This window comes from Christiangramia aquimixticola (assembly GCF_048285835.1).
Classification (GTDB): Bacteria; Bacteroidota; Bacteroidia; order Flavobacteriales; family Flavobacteriaceae; genus Christiangramia; species Christiangramia aquimixticola.
The window spans coordinates 92,400-107,873 of sequence record NZ_JBLVTL010000005.1 but is presented as its reverse complement, the minus strand read 5'-3'; the positions used below and the strand labels follow the sequence as shown (position 1 = coordinate 107,873).

General features: G+C 39.3%; 12 protein-coding genes. 2 read left to right on the top strand and 10 right to left on the bottom strand.

Annotation, left to right across the window (positions count from 1 at the left end; genetic code table 11):
* Positions 1–5: 5 nt before the first annotated feature.
* From ACNKXV_RS11390 to ACNKXV_RS11360, 7 genes are all read right to left on the bottom strand, one after another.
* The gene (locus tag ACNKXV_RS11390; protein WP_417907859.1) at positions 6–2,291 is read right to left on the bottom strand and encodes a DUF349 domain-containing protein; all 2,286 of its coding nucleotides are present in this window, start codon (positions 2,289–2,291) and stop codon (positions 6–8) included.
* Between the two features lie 105 nt (positions 2,292–2,396).
* Entirely contained in the window at positions 2,397–3,125 is a 729-nt protein-coding gene (locus tag ACNKXV_RS11385; RefSeq protein WP_417907858.1) for a shikimate dehydrogenase family protein, read from the bottom strand.
* A complete protein-coding gene (locus ACNKXV_RS11380) occupies positions 3,122–4,138 on the bottom strand; it encodes a DUF368 domain-containing protein (RefSeq protein WP_417907857.1) in 1,017 nt (338 codons plus the stop codon). The genes ACNKXV_RS11385 and ACNKXV_RS11380 overlap by 4 nt, the downstream gene beginning before the upstream one ends.
* On the bottom strand, positions 4,125–5,063 hold the full coding sequence (locus tag ACNKXV_RS11375; protein WP_417907856.1) for a DUF368 domain-containing protein: 939 nt from the start codon (positions 5,061–5,063) through the stop codon (positions 4,125–4,127). The genes ACNKXV_RS11380 and ACNKXV_RS11375 overlap by 14 nt, the downstream gene beginning before the upstream one ends.
* Positions 5,064–5,102: 39 nt before the next feature.
* Positions 5,103–6,500 carry a tetratricopeptide repeat protein gene (locus tag ACNKXV_RS11370; RefSeq protein ID WP_417907855.1) on the bottom strand — a complete coding sequence of 466 codons (1,398 nt, stop codon included), beginning with the start codon at positions 6,498–6,500 and terminating at the stop codon, positions 5,103–5,105.
* An 88-nt stretch (positions 6,501–6,588) separates the two neighbouring features.
* Complete coding sequence (locus tag ACNKXV_RS11365) at positions 6,589–7,788, bottom strand: aspartate aminotransferase family protein (protein ID WP_417907854.1); 1,200 nt, start codon at positions 7,786–7,788, stop codon at positions 6,589–6,591.
* A gap of 4 nt (positions 7,789–7,792) precedes the next feature.
* Entirely contained in the window at positions 7,793–9,556 is a 1,764-nt protein-coding gene (locus tag ACNKXV_RS11360) for an OstA-like protein (protein WP_417907853.1), read from the bottom strand.
* A gap of 224 nt (positions 9,557–9,780) precedes the next feature.
* Here ACNKXV_RS11360 and ACNKXV_RS11355 point away from each other — a divergent pair, with 224 nt between their 5' ends.
* The gene (locus ACNKXV_RS11355; protein ID WP_417907852.1) at positions 9,781–10,569 is read left to right on the top strand and encodes a ferritin-like domain-containing protein; all 789 of its coding nucleotides are present in this window, start codon (positions 9,781–9,783) and stop codon (positions 10,567–10,569) included.
* Positions 10,570–10,595: 26 nt separating this feature from the next.
* On the top strand, positions 10,596–11,450 hold the full coding sequence (locus tag ACNKXV_RS11350; RefSeq protein WP_417907851.1) for a ferritin-like domain-containing protein: 855 nt from the start codon (positions 10,596–10,598) through the stop codon (positions 11,448–11,450).
* Between the two features lie 50 nt (positions 11,451–11,500).
* Here the strand turns inward: ACNKXV_RS11350 and ACNKXV_RS11345 are convergent, their stop codons facing one another.
* The 3 genes from ACNKXV_RS11345 to ACNKXV_RS11335 form a co-directional block, all read right to left on the bottom strand.
* The gene (locus ACNKXV_RS11345; RefSeq protein WP_417907850.1) at positions 11,501–12,772 is read right to left on the bottom strand and encodes an adenylosuccinate synthase; all 1,272 of its coding nucleotides are present in this window, start codon (positions 12,770–12,772) and stop codon (positions 11,501–11,503) included.
* 12 nt (positions 12,773–12,784) lie between these two features.
* Positions 12,785–13,240: a Fur family transcriptional regulator gene (locus ACNKXV_RS11340; RefSeq protein ID WP_417907849.1), complete on the bottom strand. Its 456-nt coding sequence runs from the start codon at positions 13,238–13,240 to the stop codon at positions 12,785–12,787.
* A gap of 23 nt (positions 13,241–13,263) precedes the next feature.
* Positions 13,264–15,474: RelA/SpoT family protein (locus ACNKXV_RS11335; RefSeq protein WP_417907848.1), on the bottom strand; the 2,211-nt coding region annotated here is incomplete at its 5' end.

Here is a 15,474-nt window from a genome sequence, read left to right as displayed (position 1 = left end):
AAAGATTAGTACAAGGATTTGATCTTTTCAAGTTTCTCTTTCCATACTTCCAGATCGGCCTTGTGGTTGGCAATGTTCTTATGAACCTCTTTTACCAATGGATTATCATCATCTACATTGCTAAAGAATTGTAGATTGTTTTCTAACTGTCTTATTTCACCTTTGGTCTCTTCGATCTTCTTGGTAAGGAAATAATGTTCATTTCTAATTTTTCTGTCATCATCTGCATTATCTAACGCCTGAACCTTATTTTCATATTTCATCATCTCTGCCTTGGTGTTGTCAATGTCCATCTTTTTGAACAATTGATCCAGAGCTTTGTTGAATTTCCCTTCTATAAATCGTTTGTTAAAAGGAACTTTTCCAATCTCTTTCCAGGCATTGATCTGTTCCTTGATCGCAGCAAGGTCATCTTTTTTCTTGCCACTAAGCTCCATGGCTTTTACTTTGTCCAGGATCTCTTTTTTCTGCTCATAGGCTTGAATTTCTTCTTTATTATCCTCGTTCTGCTGAGCATGCAGTCTGTCAAAATAAGTGTTACAGGCTTTTTTAAACTGTTTCCAAACCTTGTCACTATCCTTCCTTGGGACGTGACCCACTTTCTTCCAATCGGCCTGAATTTTCTTCATCAAAGGAGTAACGGTCTTAAAATCATCGCTGTTCATATTATCTTCAGCGATCTTGATAAGCTCCTTTTTCTTTTCAAGATTGTCGTACTGCTGCTTCTTAAGATCTTTGTAAAAAGCATTCTTTTTTCTATTGAATCTACGAACGTGTTCCTTGAATTCGTTCCAGGTTTCCTGATTTTTATGGCGTGGTACTTTTCCTGAATTAAAGAATTCTTCGCGAAGCGCCTCGATCTCTTTTATCTTCTTCTGCCAAACATTGTGGCTTTCAAAGTTCTCATCGGCGATCTCCTTGATTTTTATAATGATATCACGCTTCTTCTCCCAGTTTTTTTCATACTCTTCGTCCAATTGAGAAAAATAACTCTGGCGTTTATCGTGTATGCTTTTGGTGGCCTGGCTAAATCTTTCCCAGATATCATCGCGGTATTCCTTGGCAACAGGTCCCAGCTCCTCTTTCCACATTTTGTGTAACATCTGCAATTCCCTGAAGGCACGGTTCACATCCTTTTCCTGGACTAATTCCTGTGCACGGTCTATAACCTTAAGCTTTTGCTCAAGATTATGTTTAAAGTCCATGTCGCGGAACTCCCGGTTTAAATGAAGAAAATCATAGAAATTTTCCACATGGTGGTGATAGGTATTCCAGACGTTGTTGTAACGGTCACGTGGAATTGGACCTGCAGTTCTCCATTTCTCCTGGATCTCCTTGAAATGATTGTAGGTGGTGTTGATGTTTTCTTCCACATCTAACAAACCTTTTAATTCCTCAATTAGATCCAGTCGCTTTTGTAGGTTCTCGTTGAGATCCTTTTTTAATCTCTGGTAGTAGTTGTTGCGTTTTTCTTTATAATCGAAATAAAGCGAGCTAAAGCGCTTTTTAAGAGGTGTGGAATAGTGGAAGTCGATGATGTTTCCGCCTTCAGCAAGAAACTCCTCCTTTTTTTCCTCCATTTCTTCGTCAAACTTGGCATTGAACTCGGCCTTTATCTCGGCTACATGTTCTTTGATCGCCTGTACTTTTTCGTTTTTTATCAGTCTTTCCAGTTCGTCGGCAAGGGCTTCCTTGCTCATGGAATGGTAATCTTTCTTCTCTATATCATGTCGTTCCCCTGCACTTTCATCTTCACTTTCCTCAGCTACCGTATTATCCATGTCTTCCTGATGGTTGCCCGATGACTTTTTATTCTCTTCCATCACGGCCTCGCCAATATCACTATCCAGATCTTCATCCCTTTTCCCTTCGGCCTTTGCAGCCTTGCTTTCAGCTTCAGAGATCATGGCATCCTCATTATCTGTGGAATCTGATAATTTCCTTTCTGAAGGGATATTTCCTTTTGATTCTTCTTTAGGTTTTTGTTCTTCTGAAGTATTTACTGCAGGATCATCGTCACCTTCCATTGCTGTATAAGGATCTTCATCTGGATTTGCTTTTTCTTTTTCCTTTTGAGCTGAAGTAGCCATTCCTGAAGCAGATTCGTTAAGCATTGCCTCTTCATGATCTGTAGTTGAATCCTCCTTTGAAGATGTGTTATTTTTTTGAACCTCTTCTCTTGATTCGCTGCTTTCATTCAAAGAATTTTCCCCCATGGTTTCAGCTTCAGAATTTCTGGCTGCATCTGTGGGAAGTTCTTTTTTCTTATTCTCATTTTCTTTTTGTGACATATTTTTCAATGTTAAGGTTCTTCAAAATCTAATTATGCTGAAAGATAACAACTCCACTAAAATTGAACAAGGGAAAGGATTTATTTGTGACGGGGAACCGGAAGATTATTCGTTCCAGATGGCCCAGGCTTTTTCTGCCTGAAGCTGCAACATTTCCAAACCATTTACGCATTTTGCACCCTGCCGGGAAGCAAGTTTCATCAGGCGGGTTTCAGCCGGATTATAGATAAGATCAAAGACCAAATGTTGCTTAGAAAGGTATTCTGCGGGGATGGAAGGGAAGAGGGTTGTTTTTGGAAAAGTTCCTAAAGGTGTTGTGTTGATAATCAGCTTGTTACTATTGATTATTTCACTCGTTAGTTCACTATAAGAATATTGTTTTTCTTGAGGGTTTCTTGAAACATAAGTCCAATTAACTGCCATTTTGTCAAGAGCAAAAGTAACCGCTTTTGAGGCGCCTCCAGTCCCTAATATCAAGGCGGAAATTTGGAAATTTTCCAAGTGGTTTTCAAGCGACTTTTGGAAGCCCCAAAAGTCGGTATTATAGCCCGTAAGGCTTCCGTTTTTTTCAAATCGGATTGTATTAACGGCACCTATTTTTTCAGCATCAGGATCCAATCTGTCTAAATAAGGGAGGATCTTTTCTTTGTAAGGAATGGTAACATTAAGGCCGGAGATATTGTTTTGTTGTAAGACCTTGGGAAATTCTTCAATTTCAGGAATATCAAAATTAAGGTATTCGGCTTCTATCTTCTCCGTTTGAAACTTGTCTGCAAAGTATTTTCGCGAAAAAGAATAGTCAATATTTTTACCAATAAGGCCAAAAGTTCTCATTTCGTTTTATTTCTATTCTCGTACCAGGTAAGTCCCAGTACAATGAAGATTCCAATGGCTATAAAGAAAAAGGCGAGCCATGTTTCAGTTTGATTTATTTCCGGCCAGTAGCGGTCATAATTATCTATGATCTTATTGCCGTTCCGATCTATAAGGATTTGACCCGATTTTCCTAATTTAAAGATCTTTTCTTTCCATGGCCAGACCACGCCCAGCGAACCGGTTATAAAACCAATGATCACGGCAAAAGTCTCTTTCTTCCTTTTCTTTAAAACATATCCTAAAAGATGAGAAAGGGAAACCAGACCGGTAAGCGAGCCCAATGCGAATACAGTAAGTACCTTTAAAAGGCGAATCCGGGCTTCGTTATGAATAAAACTGAAGTCCCATACTAAAATATCGGCTACGGTATCATACAGAGCGTTAACGGAGTCTACAAGAAGTAAAACATAGTTGCCCAGTAAAATCAAAATAAAGCTTCCAGAAAGCCCCGGAAGGGTCATTCCTGATACACTAATGATCCCGCAAATAAACACAAACCATAAATTGTCGTTTTCCCGGGCAGGTTCCAGAAAACTAATAGCAATCCCGGCGATAATACCCAAAAAAGCTGCTATAAGCGAGTTGCGGTCCCACTCATCAAAATCTTTGCTTATATAGTAAATTGACCCGATGATCATCCCAAAGAAGGTAGACCATACAAAAATTTCGTAATGAATAATGAGGTAATCCAAGATCTTGGAAACGCTAAAGTAGCTTATTAGCATCCCAAGGATTAAAAGCAGGAGAAATTTCCCGTTAGTGTACTGGTACAGACTTCTAAATCTTCCGGAAATTAAAAGTTTAAAAGCCTTTAAATTAATTTTTTGCAATGAGTAAATGAACTCTTCATAAAACCCTGCTACAAATGCAACCACACCTCCGGAGACCCCCGGAACTTTATTGGCAGCACCCATGGCAAGACCTTTTAGAACAAGTAAGATCTTATCTGTGAAGGTTCTAGTTTGCTGCATCTGCAGGATCGGGATTTTTTGAGGCTATAAGTTCAAGACCAAAAATAAGCAGAAATCCTGCGATCATTAGCAGTACAGCCCAAAGCGTTTGTGGGTTCCCGTCAAAGTTCCATGGAAGAACAGATGCTTCACGTAAAACAATTTCCTTCTCTCCATAAGTTGCAGTTTCCAGCACTTCTTTCCAGGGCCAGATTTTGTTTAAAGAACCGGCTATAAATCCGGTTAAAACTGCTAGGGTAATATTGCTGTAATGAACAAATAACCATTTTAGAACTTTGGAGAAAGTAAGTAGACCAAAGACCGCGCCTCCACCTACAATTGCAAGAGTCTGTAAATCAAAATCATGTGCGGCTTCGGTAATGGATTTGTATGCGCCTAATAATACCAGAATAAAAGCTCCTGATATACCGGGCAGGATCATTGCGCAAACGGCCAGGGCACCGGCAAAAAATAAAAATAAAGAACTATTGTTGGCAGATAAAGGAGGTAAACTAACTATATACATGGCTGTCGCTGCTCCAAGAATTAGCGCTACAACGATCTTTATATTCCATTTGGGGATCTGTCTTCCAACATACCAGATACTGGCGACAACCAAACCAAAAAAGAAAGACCAGATCAAAACCGGATAATGTTCCAGTAAATAATTGGCCAGTCGCATTACGCTGAATAAGCTAATAAGGATACCTAAGAAAAGGGCTAGTATAAAGTTACCATTAAGCTCGCGCCACATAGCCTTAAAGCCGTCTTCTTTCCAAGTGGTAATCAAAGAAAGGTTGACACCGCTAATGGTATTGATAAGTTCCTCGTAAATTCCTGAAATAAAAGCTATGGTTCCTCCTGATACACCTGGTACTACATCGGCAGCACCCATGGCCATACCTTTAAGCGTAATCTTAAAGTAATCCTGTAAACTTCGCTGCATTTTCTTTGGTTAAGATTTTGCCCAAAGTTAGCAAAATTACTAAGAGAGCTTTACGAAGGAATTTATAATTTGTCTGACGCTTTTTCTGTCAAAAATATTTGGGAAAAGTTCTTCGATTATGATGTAATATTCCGAGTCTAGTTTAAGTCCATTATTCAAATGGAAATAACCTTTCTCACCCGCATTGATCGAAAAATAAAGTCCCGCAAGGCGGTACTCAATTTCGGCAGTTCCGGGATAGAATTCCAGTGCCTGCATCATACTGGAAATAGCAGTTTCATATTCACCAAGTCCAATTAGGATATCACATCTCCTGATCCAGGTTTCCAGTTCATAATTTCCAAGCTCCAGGCTTTTCTTATATCCATGTTCAGCTTCTTCGAAATAATGTAACCTGCTGTTGATCTTAGCATAACGCTTCCAGTACAGCACGTTCTCTTCATCGATATTGATAGCTTTATTAATGTAGTATAAGGCCTTTTGGAAATTCTGTTTACTAATATAGAAATCTGTTATGGCGATCCAGCCCTTGTCCAGTAAAGGATCTTCATGAACCGTTTGCTTATAATTCTTTAAAGCAAGATCATCACAACCAAGCTTCTCGAAACATTTCCCAATTCGCAAATAGGCGAAAGAAGTAGGATCTTCCAGTTCCAGAGTGAAATTATAATTTTCGATCGCCTCATTGTAACGCTTTAATTTCTCAAGAACTTTACCTTTTTCAAGGTAAGCGCCTACAAATCTATCGTCACTGATAATGGCAAAATCAAAAGCTGCTAAAGCTTTATTGTAATCTTTTAGGTCGTAATACTGTTTTCCAACCTGATGCCATGCAACTTCGCAATATGGATGCTTATTAAGATAATCATTAAGATATTCAATGGCTTCTTTTTTCTGATCAAGGAAATCAAAGCAATACATCACATTGTAAAGAGCAGAATAATCTTCTTCATCTGCCTCCAGGCACTTCATAAAACTGATCTTGGCATTCTCAAAATCTTCCAGGAAAAGGTATTCCATTCCAATCAGGGAAAAAATCTCGGCATCTTCCAGGGTGATCTCAAGAGCTGCCTGAAGCATTTTGATGGCTTCAGCATGCATGTCTCTTTTTGAATAGATCTGAGCTTTTTGAATATAGATCTCTTCGTTGGAAGACTCTAATTCTTTAAGTTCATTCAAAATTCCATCAGCAAGATCCAGTTTATCTTCAAAAACCAGGATCTCCACTTTGAATAAACGTAGGTTAACCGAAGCAGGATGCTGAGCAAGTCCCATCTTCACCGCTTTTTTCGCAAGAGCGATCTTACCATTCTCTAAGTAATGGTGAATTATATTTTCAAACTCATTCGAATCAAAAAACAAAACGTCATTTGTCTTGAGCATAGATTCGAAACGGGAGAGTGAGAAATTATCTTCTTCGTTATGGCTCAATTGCATAAGAGAGGGATTTAGGGATTTCTACTTTTCTTAAAGTTATAAATGATTAAAAGCCATCCGTAAAATGTAGTATATTGTTGTTAACAAATTAATTAACATTTCTTTGGGGCTTTATTAACTCCTGCAATATGTCAAGAATAATGCCACAACCTTTCAAAATTTCTTCATTACTTACTGTAAGTGGAGGAGTTATGCGTACCGCACGCTTCTCATAGAGTAACCAGAAAAGTATAAGCTGCTCATCTTTGGCTCTTAAAATTAACTCATCTGCAATTTCGGCAGACTCCATGATCAAAGCCAGCATTAAACCTTTTCCTCTAATTTCTTTAATAAGAGGATGTTTTAGTTGCTCACGGAATAATTTTTCTTTGTTCAGAGTATCGGCTATAAGCTGTGTATTATTAAGCTCTTTTAAAGTTGCCAGAGCTGAAGCAGCAATTAACGGATTACCGCCAAAAGTGGTAATATGTCCCAGTTTAGGATTATCCATCAGCTTATCCATCAATTCTTCTGAAGCTGAAAAAGCCCCAATGGGAACTCCACCGGCCATGCCTTTACCCATCACAACAATATCCGGAACAACTTCATAATTCTCAAAACCGAATAATTTTCCGGTTCGGCCGAAGCCCGGTTGTATCTCGTCAAGGATCAACAAAGCTCCAACTTCTTCACATCGTTTTTTGACCTTTGTGAGGTACCCATTTTGAGGTTCGATAAATCCTGCTCCGCCCTGTATGGTTTCCAGGATAACGCATGCTGTTCTTTCGGTTATATTTTTAAGATCGTCCAAATTATTAAACTCAATAAACGAAACATCACCTATAAGGGGACGGAAAGGTTTTACCCGTTCTTCATAATCCATTAAACTCAGCGAACCCATGGTATTGCCATGATATGCATTTTTCGCGGCAATAATTTCAGTACGTCCGGTAGCTCTTCTGGCGAGTTTCAAACTTCCTTCGATAGCTTCTGTCCCGGAGTTTACCAGGTAAGTCTTGTTTAAAGGAGATGGTAAACTCCTGGCTAAAAGTTCACAAAGTTCTACAGCAGGCGCCTGAGCGTATTCGCCATAGACCATTACATGCAGGTATTTTTCAGCCTGTTTTTGTATCGCCTCCACGATCACGGGACTGGAATGTCCTAATGTACAGGCAGATACACCTGCCACAAAGTCAAGGTGTTCCTTCCCGTCTGTAGTTATAACATACGAGCCCTGGGCATGAGAAACCTCCAGCGCCAATGGGTGAGGGGTGGTTTGCGCCTGATATTTATAAAAATCTTCCTTCAAACTTCTATCCGTTTTTCTTTTTGGTAGTCGTACTTTTTTTCGGTTCGGGTTTGAGAGTATCCCTAAGCTTCTCGTTTTTAAATTTTAAGGTGTCAGATTTCCGGTTATTTAAAATCTCCGGGCGTAACCTTGAATTACGGTCAAGCAATAGATCATCTTTTTCCCGGTCCTCAAAAAATTCTTCAGGTTCGTCCGGTAGGGGAATACCTTTAATTTTGGTTAATTCCGGTTCAGGTTGGTCTTCAAACAGGCCATCCTTGCTTAAAATTCGCTCCTCTCCGCGCCAGTTGAAACCTTGCAATTTTAATAGGTTGGGCGGAAATTCATTTTCAGGTGTCAGTTGACCAGTGACCGTATTGTAATAATAGATGTCTTCAATCAATTTATCTTCAAACCTGACTTTTATAGAGCTGGCCAGAGTTTTATTGATCCCTATAAGCTGGTTTTCGCTATTCCGCATATAATTCAGCGTTTCAGTATTTTTATTGATGATGACTTCGTGTAAACTGTTATCATCAAAATACCCGGTTAATACCTTTCCTTTAAGCTGATTAAAACCTTCAATACTATCTTTTTGAATAAGGAATGCGTCTTCAAATACCAGCAGGGAATCCAGTTTCTCGGTGGTGGTATTACTGAAAAGATGAATGCTGTCTCCGGTAATCTGATTGTTCTCAGACCATAAAACAGGTTTTTTATTACCCAGTCTTTTCAAGTTGGTCAATTTCGTCAATCCGGATTTTTGATCGGAGTAAATCGAATCACTTCGGCCACTCATGCCTTCCTTGAACAATCTTACATCATAATAACCCCGAAGTATTCGCTTATCCGGTTTCCCTGTAACCATGATCGTATCGCTGTGAATAAATAAGGAATCTTTTTCCTGCAAAGTGGCAGCAAGAGCTTTCTTGGTAATAAATACCGAATCTTTTTCCCGGTATACTTCAGCATAATGCCCCGTGATCCTGGATTTATTTATGGTATCAATTACCTGTATATTATTGGTGGCAGAAGCAAAACTGTTGCTTCGGTTAAAGTATAAGCTGTCCCCTTTTAAAATCCTGTTGTCATAATCTATCCTGGAATTCTTAACGAAATATCCAAAATCTGTTCTGGTATCATAAAAACCTCTTTCGCAATACACCGTGCTGGTCTCACTTTCTATGGTAGAAGGTCCATACAAATATGCATGCCCATTATCTGAATAAAAATCCAGTTGTTCTGAATGGATCACATATTCAGGATTGGTTACGACCACATCTGAAACAAAACTGTATTTGTTATCCTCCATATAATATCTTCCAATTTTGCTTTTTAAAACACTGGCAGTATCTCTAACCGTTCCGCCGCTGCGGTAATAGGCCTGTTGCTTGATACGATCAAAGAATAAACTGTCTGTTTCCAGAGTGGTTTGAGGTCGTTGCATTTTAACTCTTCCGCTGGCAAAAGCAAATTCGGTATCCCCATTATATTCTGCATAATTACTGGTCATGCTAACGCTGTCTCCCTGCTGCATTCTAATATTTCCATAAGCTTTAAAGAAATTAGATGCTTTATAAAAAACGGCATTATCACACCAGACCTCAATCCCATCGTGGTTAAAATATACCTGGTTCTCTACTTTGCTTAAAATAAGGGCACCTGGATAGCGCTCCTCATTTTTAAGCGTCCGGTCTGAATCATAACTTATCTCCTGCTTGCTCTGAGAAAAAATCGCAAGAGGTAAAATAAAAAGGAGAAATTGTATGGTTAAAAGTGATTTTTTCAATCTGGATTTCTATTTAAGAGTAACGTGAATTTAAGAAGCTAAACTAGCTAACATATTGTTTTCTACGGTCAGTAGAATAGGTAATTAACATAATTAAAAATTAAAAAAAATTAAGTAATCATAAACCTTTCCAAATTAATTTCATTTTAAGACAAACTTAACTATTGTACGCAAACCATACTGCATTTCCCTTCGTAAGTTTCTATGAAACTAAAATTTTAATTATGAAAAAACCCATGGTAAAGGTTGATGTGGTTGAAGCATCACCTAAAAATTCGAAAACGAATTCGAGAAGGAAGTTCATAAAATTAGGAGGTCTTGGAATAGCCGGTTCCAGCTTTTTATTATATGGATGTAGTGAAGATGATCTATTTAATCCGGGAGGGGACATTGGAAATCCGCGACCAAATCCAACACCTACTCCAACTGAAGAGGCTTTTGACCTTGGAGAAGGTGATGTGGCAATCTTAAATTATGCTTATGCCTTAGAGCAGCTTGAAGCAGCATTTTATACTCAGGTGAGAGCAGGTGGCTATTACAGTAGTGCGCCGGCCGAAGAACAAGCCTTATTCGACGATCTATATAATCATGAAGTAATTCACAGAGATTTTTTCAAAGCAGCAATAACCGGAGCAGTAGGAGAGGAAAATACCTTGCCGGAACTGGAATTTGATGTTTCCTCAGTAGATTTTGACAGCAGGGAATCTGTATTGCAAACAGCTAAGGTATTAGAAGATACAGGAGTTGGAGCCTATAATGGTGCCGGAGACAGAATTGCCGATGCTACTTATCTGCTTTTGGCCGGGAAGATCGTTTCGGTTGAAGCGAGACATGCATCTGCCATAAGATCACTGCTAAATCCTGATTCTTCAGATTTTGCTGGGGATGATGTAATAGATGAGAACGGATTGGATCTGGCTTACGATCCTTCTGAAGTATTTGACATTGCAGGCGGATTTATTGTAACAGATTTTACTGCTAATAATTTCCCGGATCCAAGAACAGGATCTTAATCAACTAACAACTTAAAAACAACATTATGAGTATAATAAAATTGCTGGATGATTTTACATCCGAGAAGCTAACAAATAAAGCCACTTCAAGAAGAGAGATGTTTTCAACTTTATCTTCGTTTGGAAAAAAAGCAGCTGCAGCAGCCGTACCATTTGGACTTGCTACCAGTGGAAAGGCAAGAGCCGCAACCGCAGCATTTTTCCAGGATAATTCTGCAGTAAGCGCTTTGCAGCTTGCGTTGACGTTGGAATATCTGGAAGCAGAGTTTTATATTAAAGCATTGGATTCCGGGGTTATACCAGGAGGAAGCCGTGCAGAAAAGGTTTATATGCAAATCTCCAAACATGAAACCGCTCACGTGGATTTCCTGAAGGCAGGTTTGGAAGGCGCCGGAGCTACTCCGGTTAGTAAGCCAACTTTCGATTTTACTGCTAATGGGGCATTTGATCCTTTTAACGAGAATGGAATAGGGCAGGATACAGCATATGCGCAACTTCTGGCTTTGGCTCAGGCTTTTGAAGATACTGGAGTAAGAGCTTATAAAGGTCAGGCTGGGAATCTTATGAACACCCCATTTTTAGAGCCGGCTTTACAAATTCACTCGGTAGAGGCGCGCCATGCTTCTGAAATTAGAAGAATACGTGGTTTAGAAGGTTGGATCACCCTTAATAACCGTGGAGCCGGGATGCCGGAAGCTACACAGGCTGTTTATGACGGAGAAGAAAATGTAATGCAGGGCGGTGTAGACGTGACCAGTCTTAATTTCGCCGATCCTATTATTGGTGATGTTTCAGAAGCAGTTTCTCAGGCTTTTGATGAGCCAATTACTGCAGAAACGGCAACTGCGATCGCAGGCTTATTTATTGTTTCTGACGATTAATGAAAATTAATAGCTAAAAAAAAAGGCTGTCAGTTACGACAGCCTTTTTTTTATCTTTTTATAGTTTGCTTCCTATCCGGACCAACCGATACTATCGTAATTGGCACTTCAAGTTCTTTTTCCAGGAACTCAACATACTCATTAAATTCTTTTGGTAGAGAGGCAGCATCATTCATTTGAGTAAGATCCTCTTTCCAGCCTTTGAATTCAGTATAAACAGGTTCAATATTTTCAGGTTCGATGTTATACGGTAAATGCTGAATTTCTTCTCCTTTGTATTTATAAGCGGTACAAACCTTTAAGGTTTCAAATCCGCTTAAAACATCACCCTTCATCATGATTAGCTGAGTGATACCATTTACCTGAACAGCGTACTTTAAAGCAACAAGGTCAAGCCAGCCACATCTTCTTTTTCTTCCGGTGGTTGCGCCAAACTCATTTCCAATACGCCCCATTTTTTCACCTGTTTCATCAAAAAGCTCGGTAGGGAAAGGTCCACTTCCAACTCTGGTGGTATAAGCTTTAAAGATCCCATAGGCTTCACCAATGGTTCTCGGTGCAATTCCTAAACCTGTACAGGCTCCGGCAGCAGTAGTATTTGATGAAGTTACAAATGGATAAGTTCCAAAATCAATATCCAGAAGAGATCCCTGAGCCCCTTCAGCAAGTATGGTTTTATTGTTTTTCATTGCCTGGTGAAGATATTCTTCACTGTCAATAAAAGTTAGTTCTTTTAAAGTCTCAACGGCAATTCTGAATTCTTTCTCAAGTTCTTCAAGATCGTACTGTATATCCACATCATAGAAAGCGATCATTTTCTCATGCTTATCTGCAAGAGAACGGTATCTGTCTTCCCAGTCTCCCATTTCCAGATCTCCAACGCGCAAACCGTTTCTTCCGGTTTTGTCCATATAAGTTGGACCAATTCCTTTTAAAGTAGACCCAATTTTGGCTTTACCTTTTGAAGCTTCAGAGGCTGCATCCAGTAAACGATGAGTAGGAAGTATCAAATGAGCTTTTCTTGAAATTAAAAGCTTTGATTTATAGTCGATATTGTGCTTGGCAAGATTATCCAGTTCACGCTTAAAGATCACCGGATCTATTACCACTCCGTTCCCTACAAGGTTGATGCTGTCGTCATGAAAAATTCCGGATGGGATTGTGTGTAAAACATGCTTTTGTCCGTCGAATTCCAAAGTGTGTCCGGCATTTGGACCACCCTGAAAACGGGCAATGATATCGTACTTTGATGTTAATACATCAACTATTTTTCCTTTTCCTTCGTCACCCCACTGAAGACCTAGTAGTAAATCTACTGCCATGAATTTTAAAACTTAATTGGTTGATTTTTTATTTCCGTAGAAGTATAATGAATGTTTTTTGATCTCTATATCGAAAACTTCTTCGATAGTTTGTTTGATACTTTGTATCCTTGGATCGCAAAACTCTATTACCTCACCGGTATCTGTAAGAATTATATGATCGTGCTGGCGATCAAAATATGATTTCTCATACTGAGCCTGATTTTGCCCAAACTGATGTTTTCTAACCAGCCCACATTCCAGTAAAAGTTCTATGGTATTGTATAGAGTAGCTCTGCTAACCCGATATTTTTTGTTCTTCATTTTTATATAAAGAGACTCGATATCAAAGTGATCATCAGAGTTGTAGATCTCCTGAAGAATAGCAAAGCGTTCCGGCGTTTTACGGTGTCCTTTCTCCTCCAGATACTTGGTGAAAACATTTTTAACGATCGCCTGATCGTTTTTATTTACAACTTTCTTGCTCATAATTGCTCTGCAAAGGTAAAAGTTTATTCACGGCTAACCTTGTCTATACCATTAATTTTTTTCAGCCTTTGAATGATGGTATTCAGGATATTGTTGTTCTTGACAACCAGGGTAATTCTCCCGCTAAACACCCCGTCTGAACTATCAAAATTCAGGTTTTTCATGTTAACATGCAGGTTGCTGGAAATTTCTTTGGTGATCTCACTAACCAGTCCCAGGTTGTCTATTCCCTGAAGTTTAATTACTGCCTTAAAGTCCTGCTGTGAGCTGTCGATCCATTTCGCCTGAATGATCCTGTATGCATAATTGCTTTGTAATTGCAGCGCATTGGGACAGTCCTTTTTATGAACCTTGATCCCGTCGTTTACAGAAATGAATCCAAAGACCGTATCTCCCGGAATTGGGTTACAACAATTCGATAATTTATATTCCAGCTTTTCTTCTTCTTTACCAAAAACCAGCTGATCATACTTGGCAGTGATCTCTTCTTTGTTGAGGTCTACAGAAACCGGCGAGCGTTTCATTTTGCTCTTGAAATAGCTAACCAGTGAATTACTTCGGGAAGAAGCAAATTCCTTCAACATCTGGTTGTCTATTTTGCCAATCCCAACCCGGTAAAACAGATCCAGACTAGTTTTTAAATTGAAAAATACCACCAGTTCATTAATGGATTTTTCATTGAATTGTATTTTTTGAGCTTTCAGTTTTCGGGCCAGTACTGCTTTTCCTTCTTCGGCGATCTCTTTCTTTTCGTCCTTTAATGAAGATTTTATCTTGGCTCTTGCTCTGGCTGTATTGGCATAATCCAGCCAGTTGATATTAGGCTTGGCATTTTCTGAAGTAATGATCTCCACCTGGTCACCACTTTTAAGCTCATGGCTTAAAGGAACCAGTTTATTATTTACCCTTGCGCCTCTGGTGTGTATCCCAATTTCAGTATGTATACTAAAGGCGAAATCCAGAGGAGTGGAACCTTTTGGTAAAGATTTTAAATCTCCCTGAGGAGTAAATACAAAGATTTCTTTTGAATATAGATTCAGTTTGAATTGCTCCACAAAATCCACCGCATTGATCTCAGGGCTTTCCAGGGCTTCCTGAAGTCTGGTGACCCATTCTTCAAAACCGCGTTCTTCCTTGTTATCGTCTCCCTGTTTGTATTTATAATGAGCCGCATAACCTTTTTCTGCGATCTCATTCATACGTTCACTACGTATCTGTACTTCCACCCATCGGCCTTTTGGCCCCATAACCGTAATATGCAGGGCTTCGTAGCCTGTAGATTTAGGTGAAGAGATCCAGTCTCTAAGCCTGGTTGGGTTTGGTCTAAAATGATCGGTTACGATAGAATAGATTTTCCAGGCGAGAAACTTTTCCTGTGATGGTTCACTGCGGTAAATTATCCTGATGGCAAACTTATCATAGATCTCATCAAAACTAATATTCTGAGCTTTGATCTTTCGGTTTATAGAATAAATGGACTTAGGCCGACCTTTTATGCTATAATCCAGATCTTCCTTATCCAGAGAATCAGTAATTACCTTACTAAACTCCTTGATATAAGCGTCCTGATCTTCTTTGCTTTCCCTGATCTTGGTAAGGATTTCTGTATAAGTTTCAGGTTCAGTATACTTCAGGCCAAGATCCTCGAGTTCAGTTTTAATATTATATAGCCCAATACGATGTGCTAATGGAGCATAGATGTAGAGGGTTTCTGAAGCGATCTTGATCTGTTTGTCCGGTCGCATGGCATCCATGGTTTGCATATTATGCAACCTGTCTGCGATCTTGATAATTATAACCCTTACATCATCATTAAGGGTAAGCAACATTTTCCTGAAGTTCTCTGCCTGCAGGGAAACATCTTTATCTTTCCTTAAATTGGAAATTTTGGTAAGTCCATCAACAATCCTGGCTACAGTATCTCCAAATTCATCCCTTAAATTATCAAGCGTATAAGTAGTGTCTTCAACCACATCATGCAATAGTGCTGCTGCGATGGAGGTGGCATCCAGACCAATTTCAGAAGCAACGATCTTGGCTACAGAAATAGGGTGGAAGATATATGCTTCTCCCGATTTTCTTCGCTGATCTTTATGGGCATCAACAGCCGTATCAAAAGCCTTCCGAATGAGTTTTTTATCATCATCGGTTAAGGTTTGATAGCTTATACGCAGGAGTTCTTTATACTGCCTGGCAATTTGTTTATTCTCTTTTTCTATAGCGGCCTCGGTCAT

Bases quoted from the DNA above. Each gene is read 5' to 3' on its own strand.
- ACNKXV_RS11390 (WP_417907859.1), bottom strand. From the start codon at position 2,291: ATGTCACAAAAAGAAAATGAGAATAAGAAAAAAGAACTTCCCACAGAT.
- ACNKXV_RS11385 (WP_417907858.1), bottom strand. From the start codon at position 3,125: ATGAGAACTTTTGGCCTTATTGGTAAAAATATTGACTATTCTTTTTCG.
- ACNKXV_RS11380 (WP_417907857.1), bottom strand. From the start codon at position 4,138: ATGCAGCAAACTAGAACCTTCACAGATAAGATCTTACTTGTTCTAAAA.
- ACNKXV_RS11375 (WP_417907856.1), bottom strand. From the start codon at position 5,063: ATGCAGCGAAGTTTACAGGATTACTTTAAGATTACGCTTAAAGGTATG.
- ACNKXV_RS11370 (WP_417907855.1), bottom strand. From the start codon at position 6,500: ATGCAATTGAGCCATAACGAAGAAGATAATTTCTCACTCTCCCGTTTC.
- ACNKXV_RS11355 (WP_417907852.1), top strand. From the start codon at position 9,781: ATGAAAAAACCCATGGTAAAGGTTGATGTGGTTGAAGCATCACCTAAA.
- ACNKXV_RS11350 (WP_417907851.1), top strand. From the start codon at position 10,596: ATGAGTATAATAAAATTGCTGGATGATTTTACATCCGAGAAGCTAACA.
- ACNKXV_RS11345 (WP_417907850.1), bottom strand. From the start codon at position 12,772: ATGGCAGTAGATTTACTACTAGGTCTTCAGTGGGGTGACGAAGGAAAA.
- ACNKXV_RS11340 (WP_417907849.1), bottom strand. From the start codon at position 13,240: ATGAGCAAGAAAGTTGTAAATAAAAACGATCAGGCGATCGTTAAAAAT.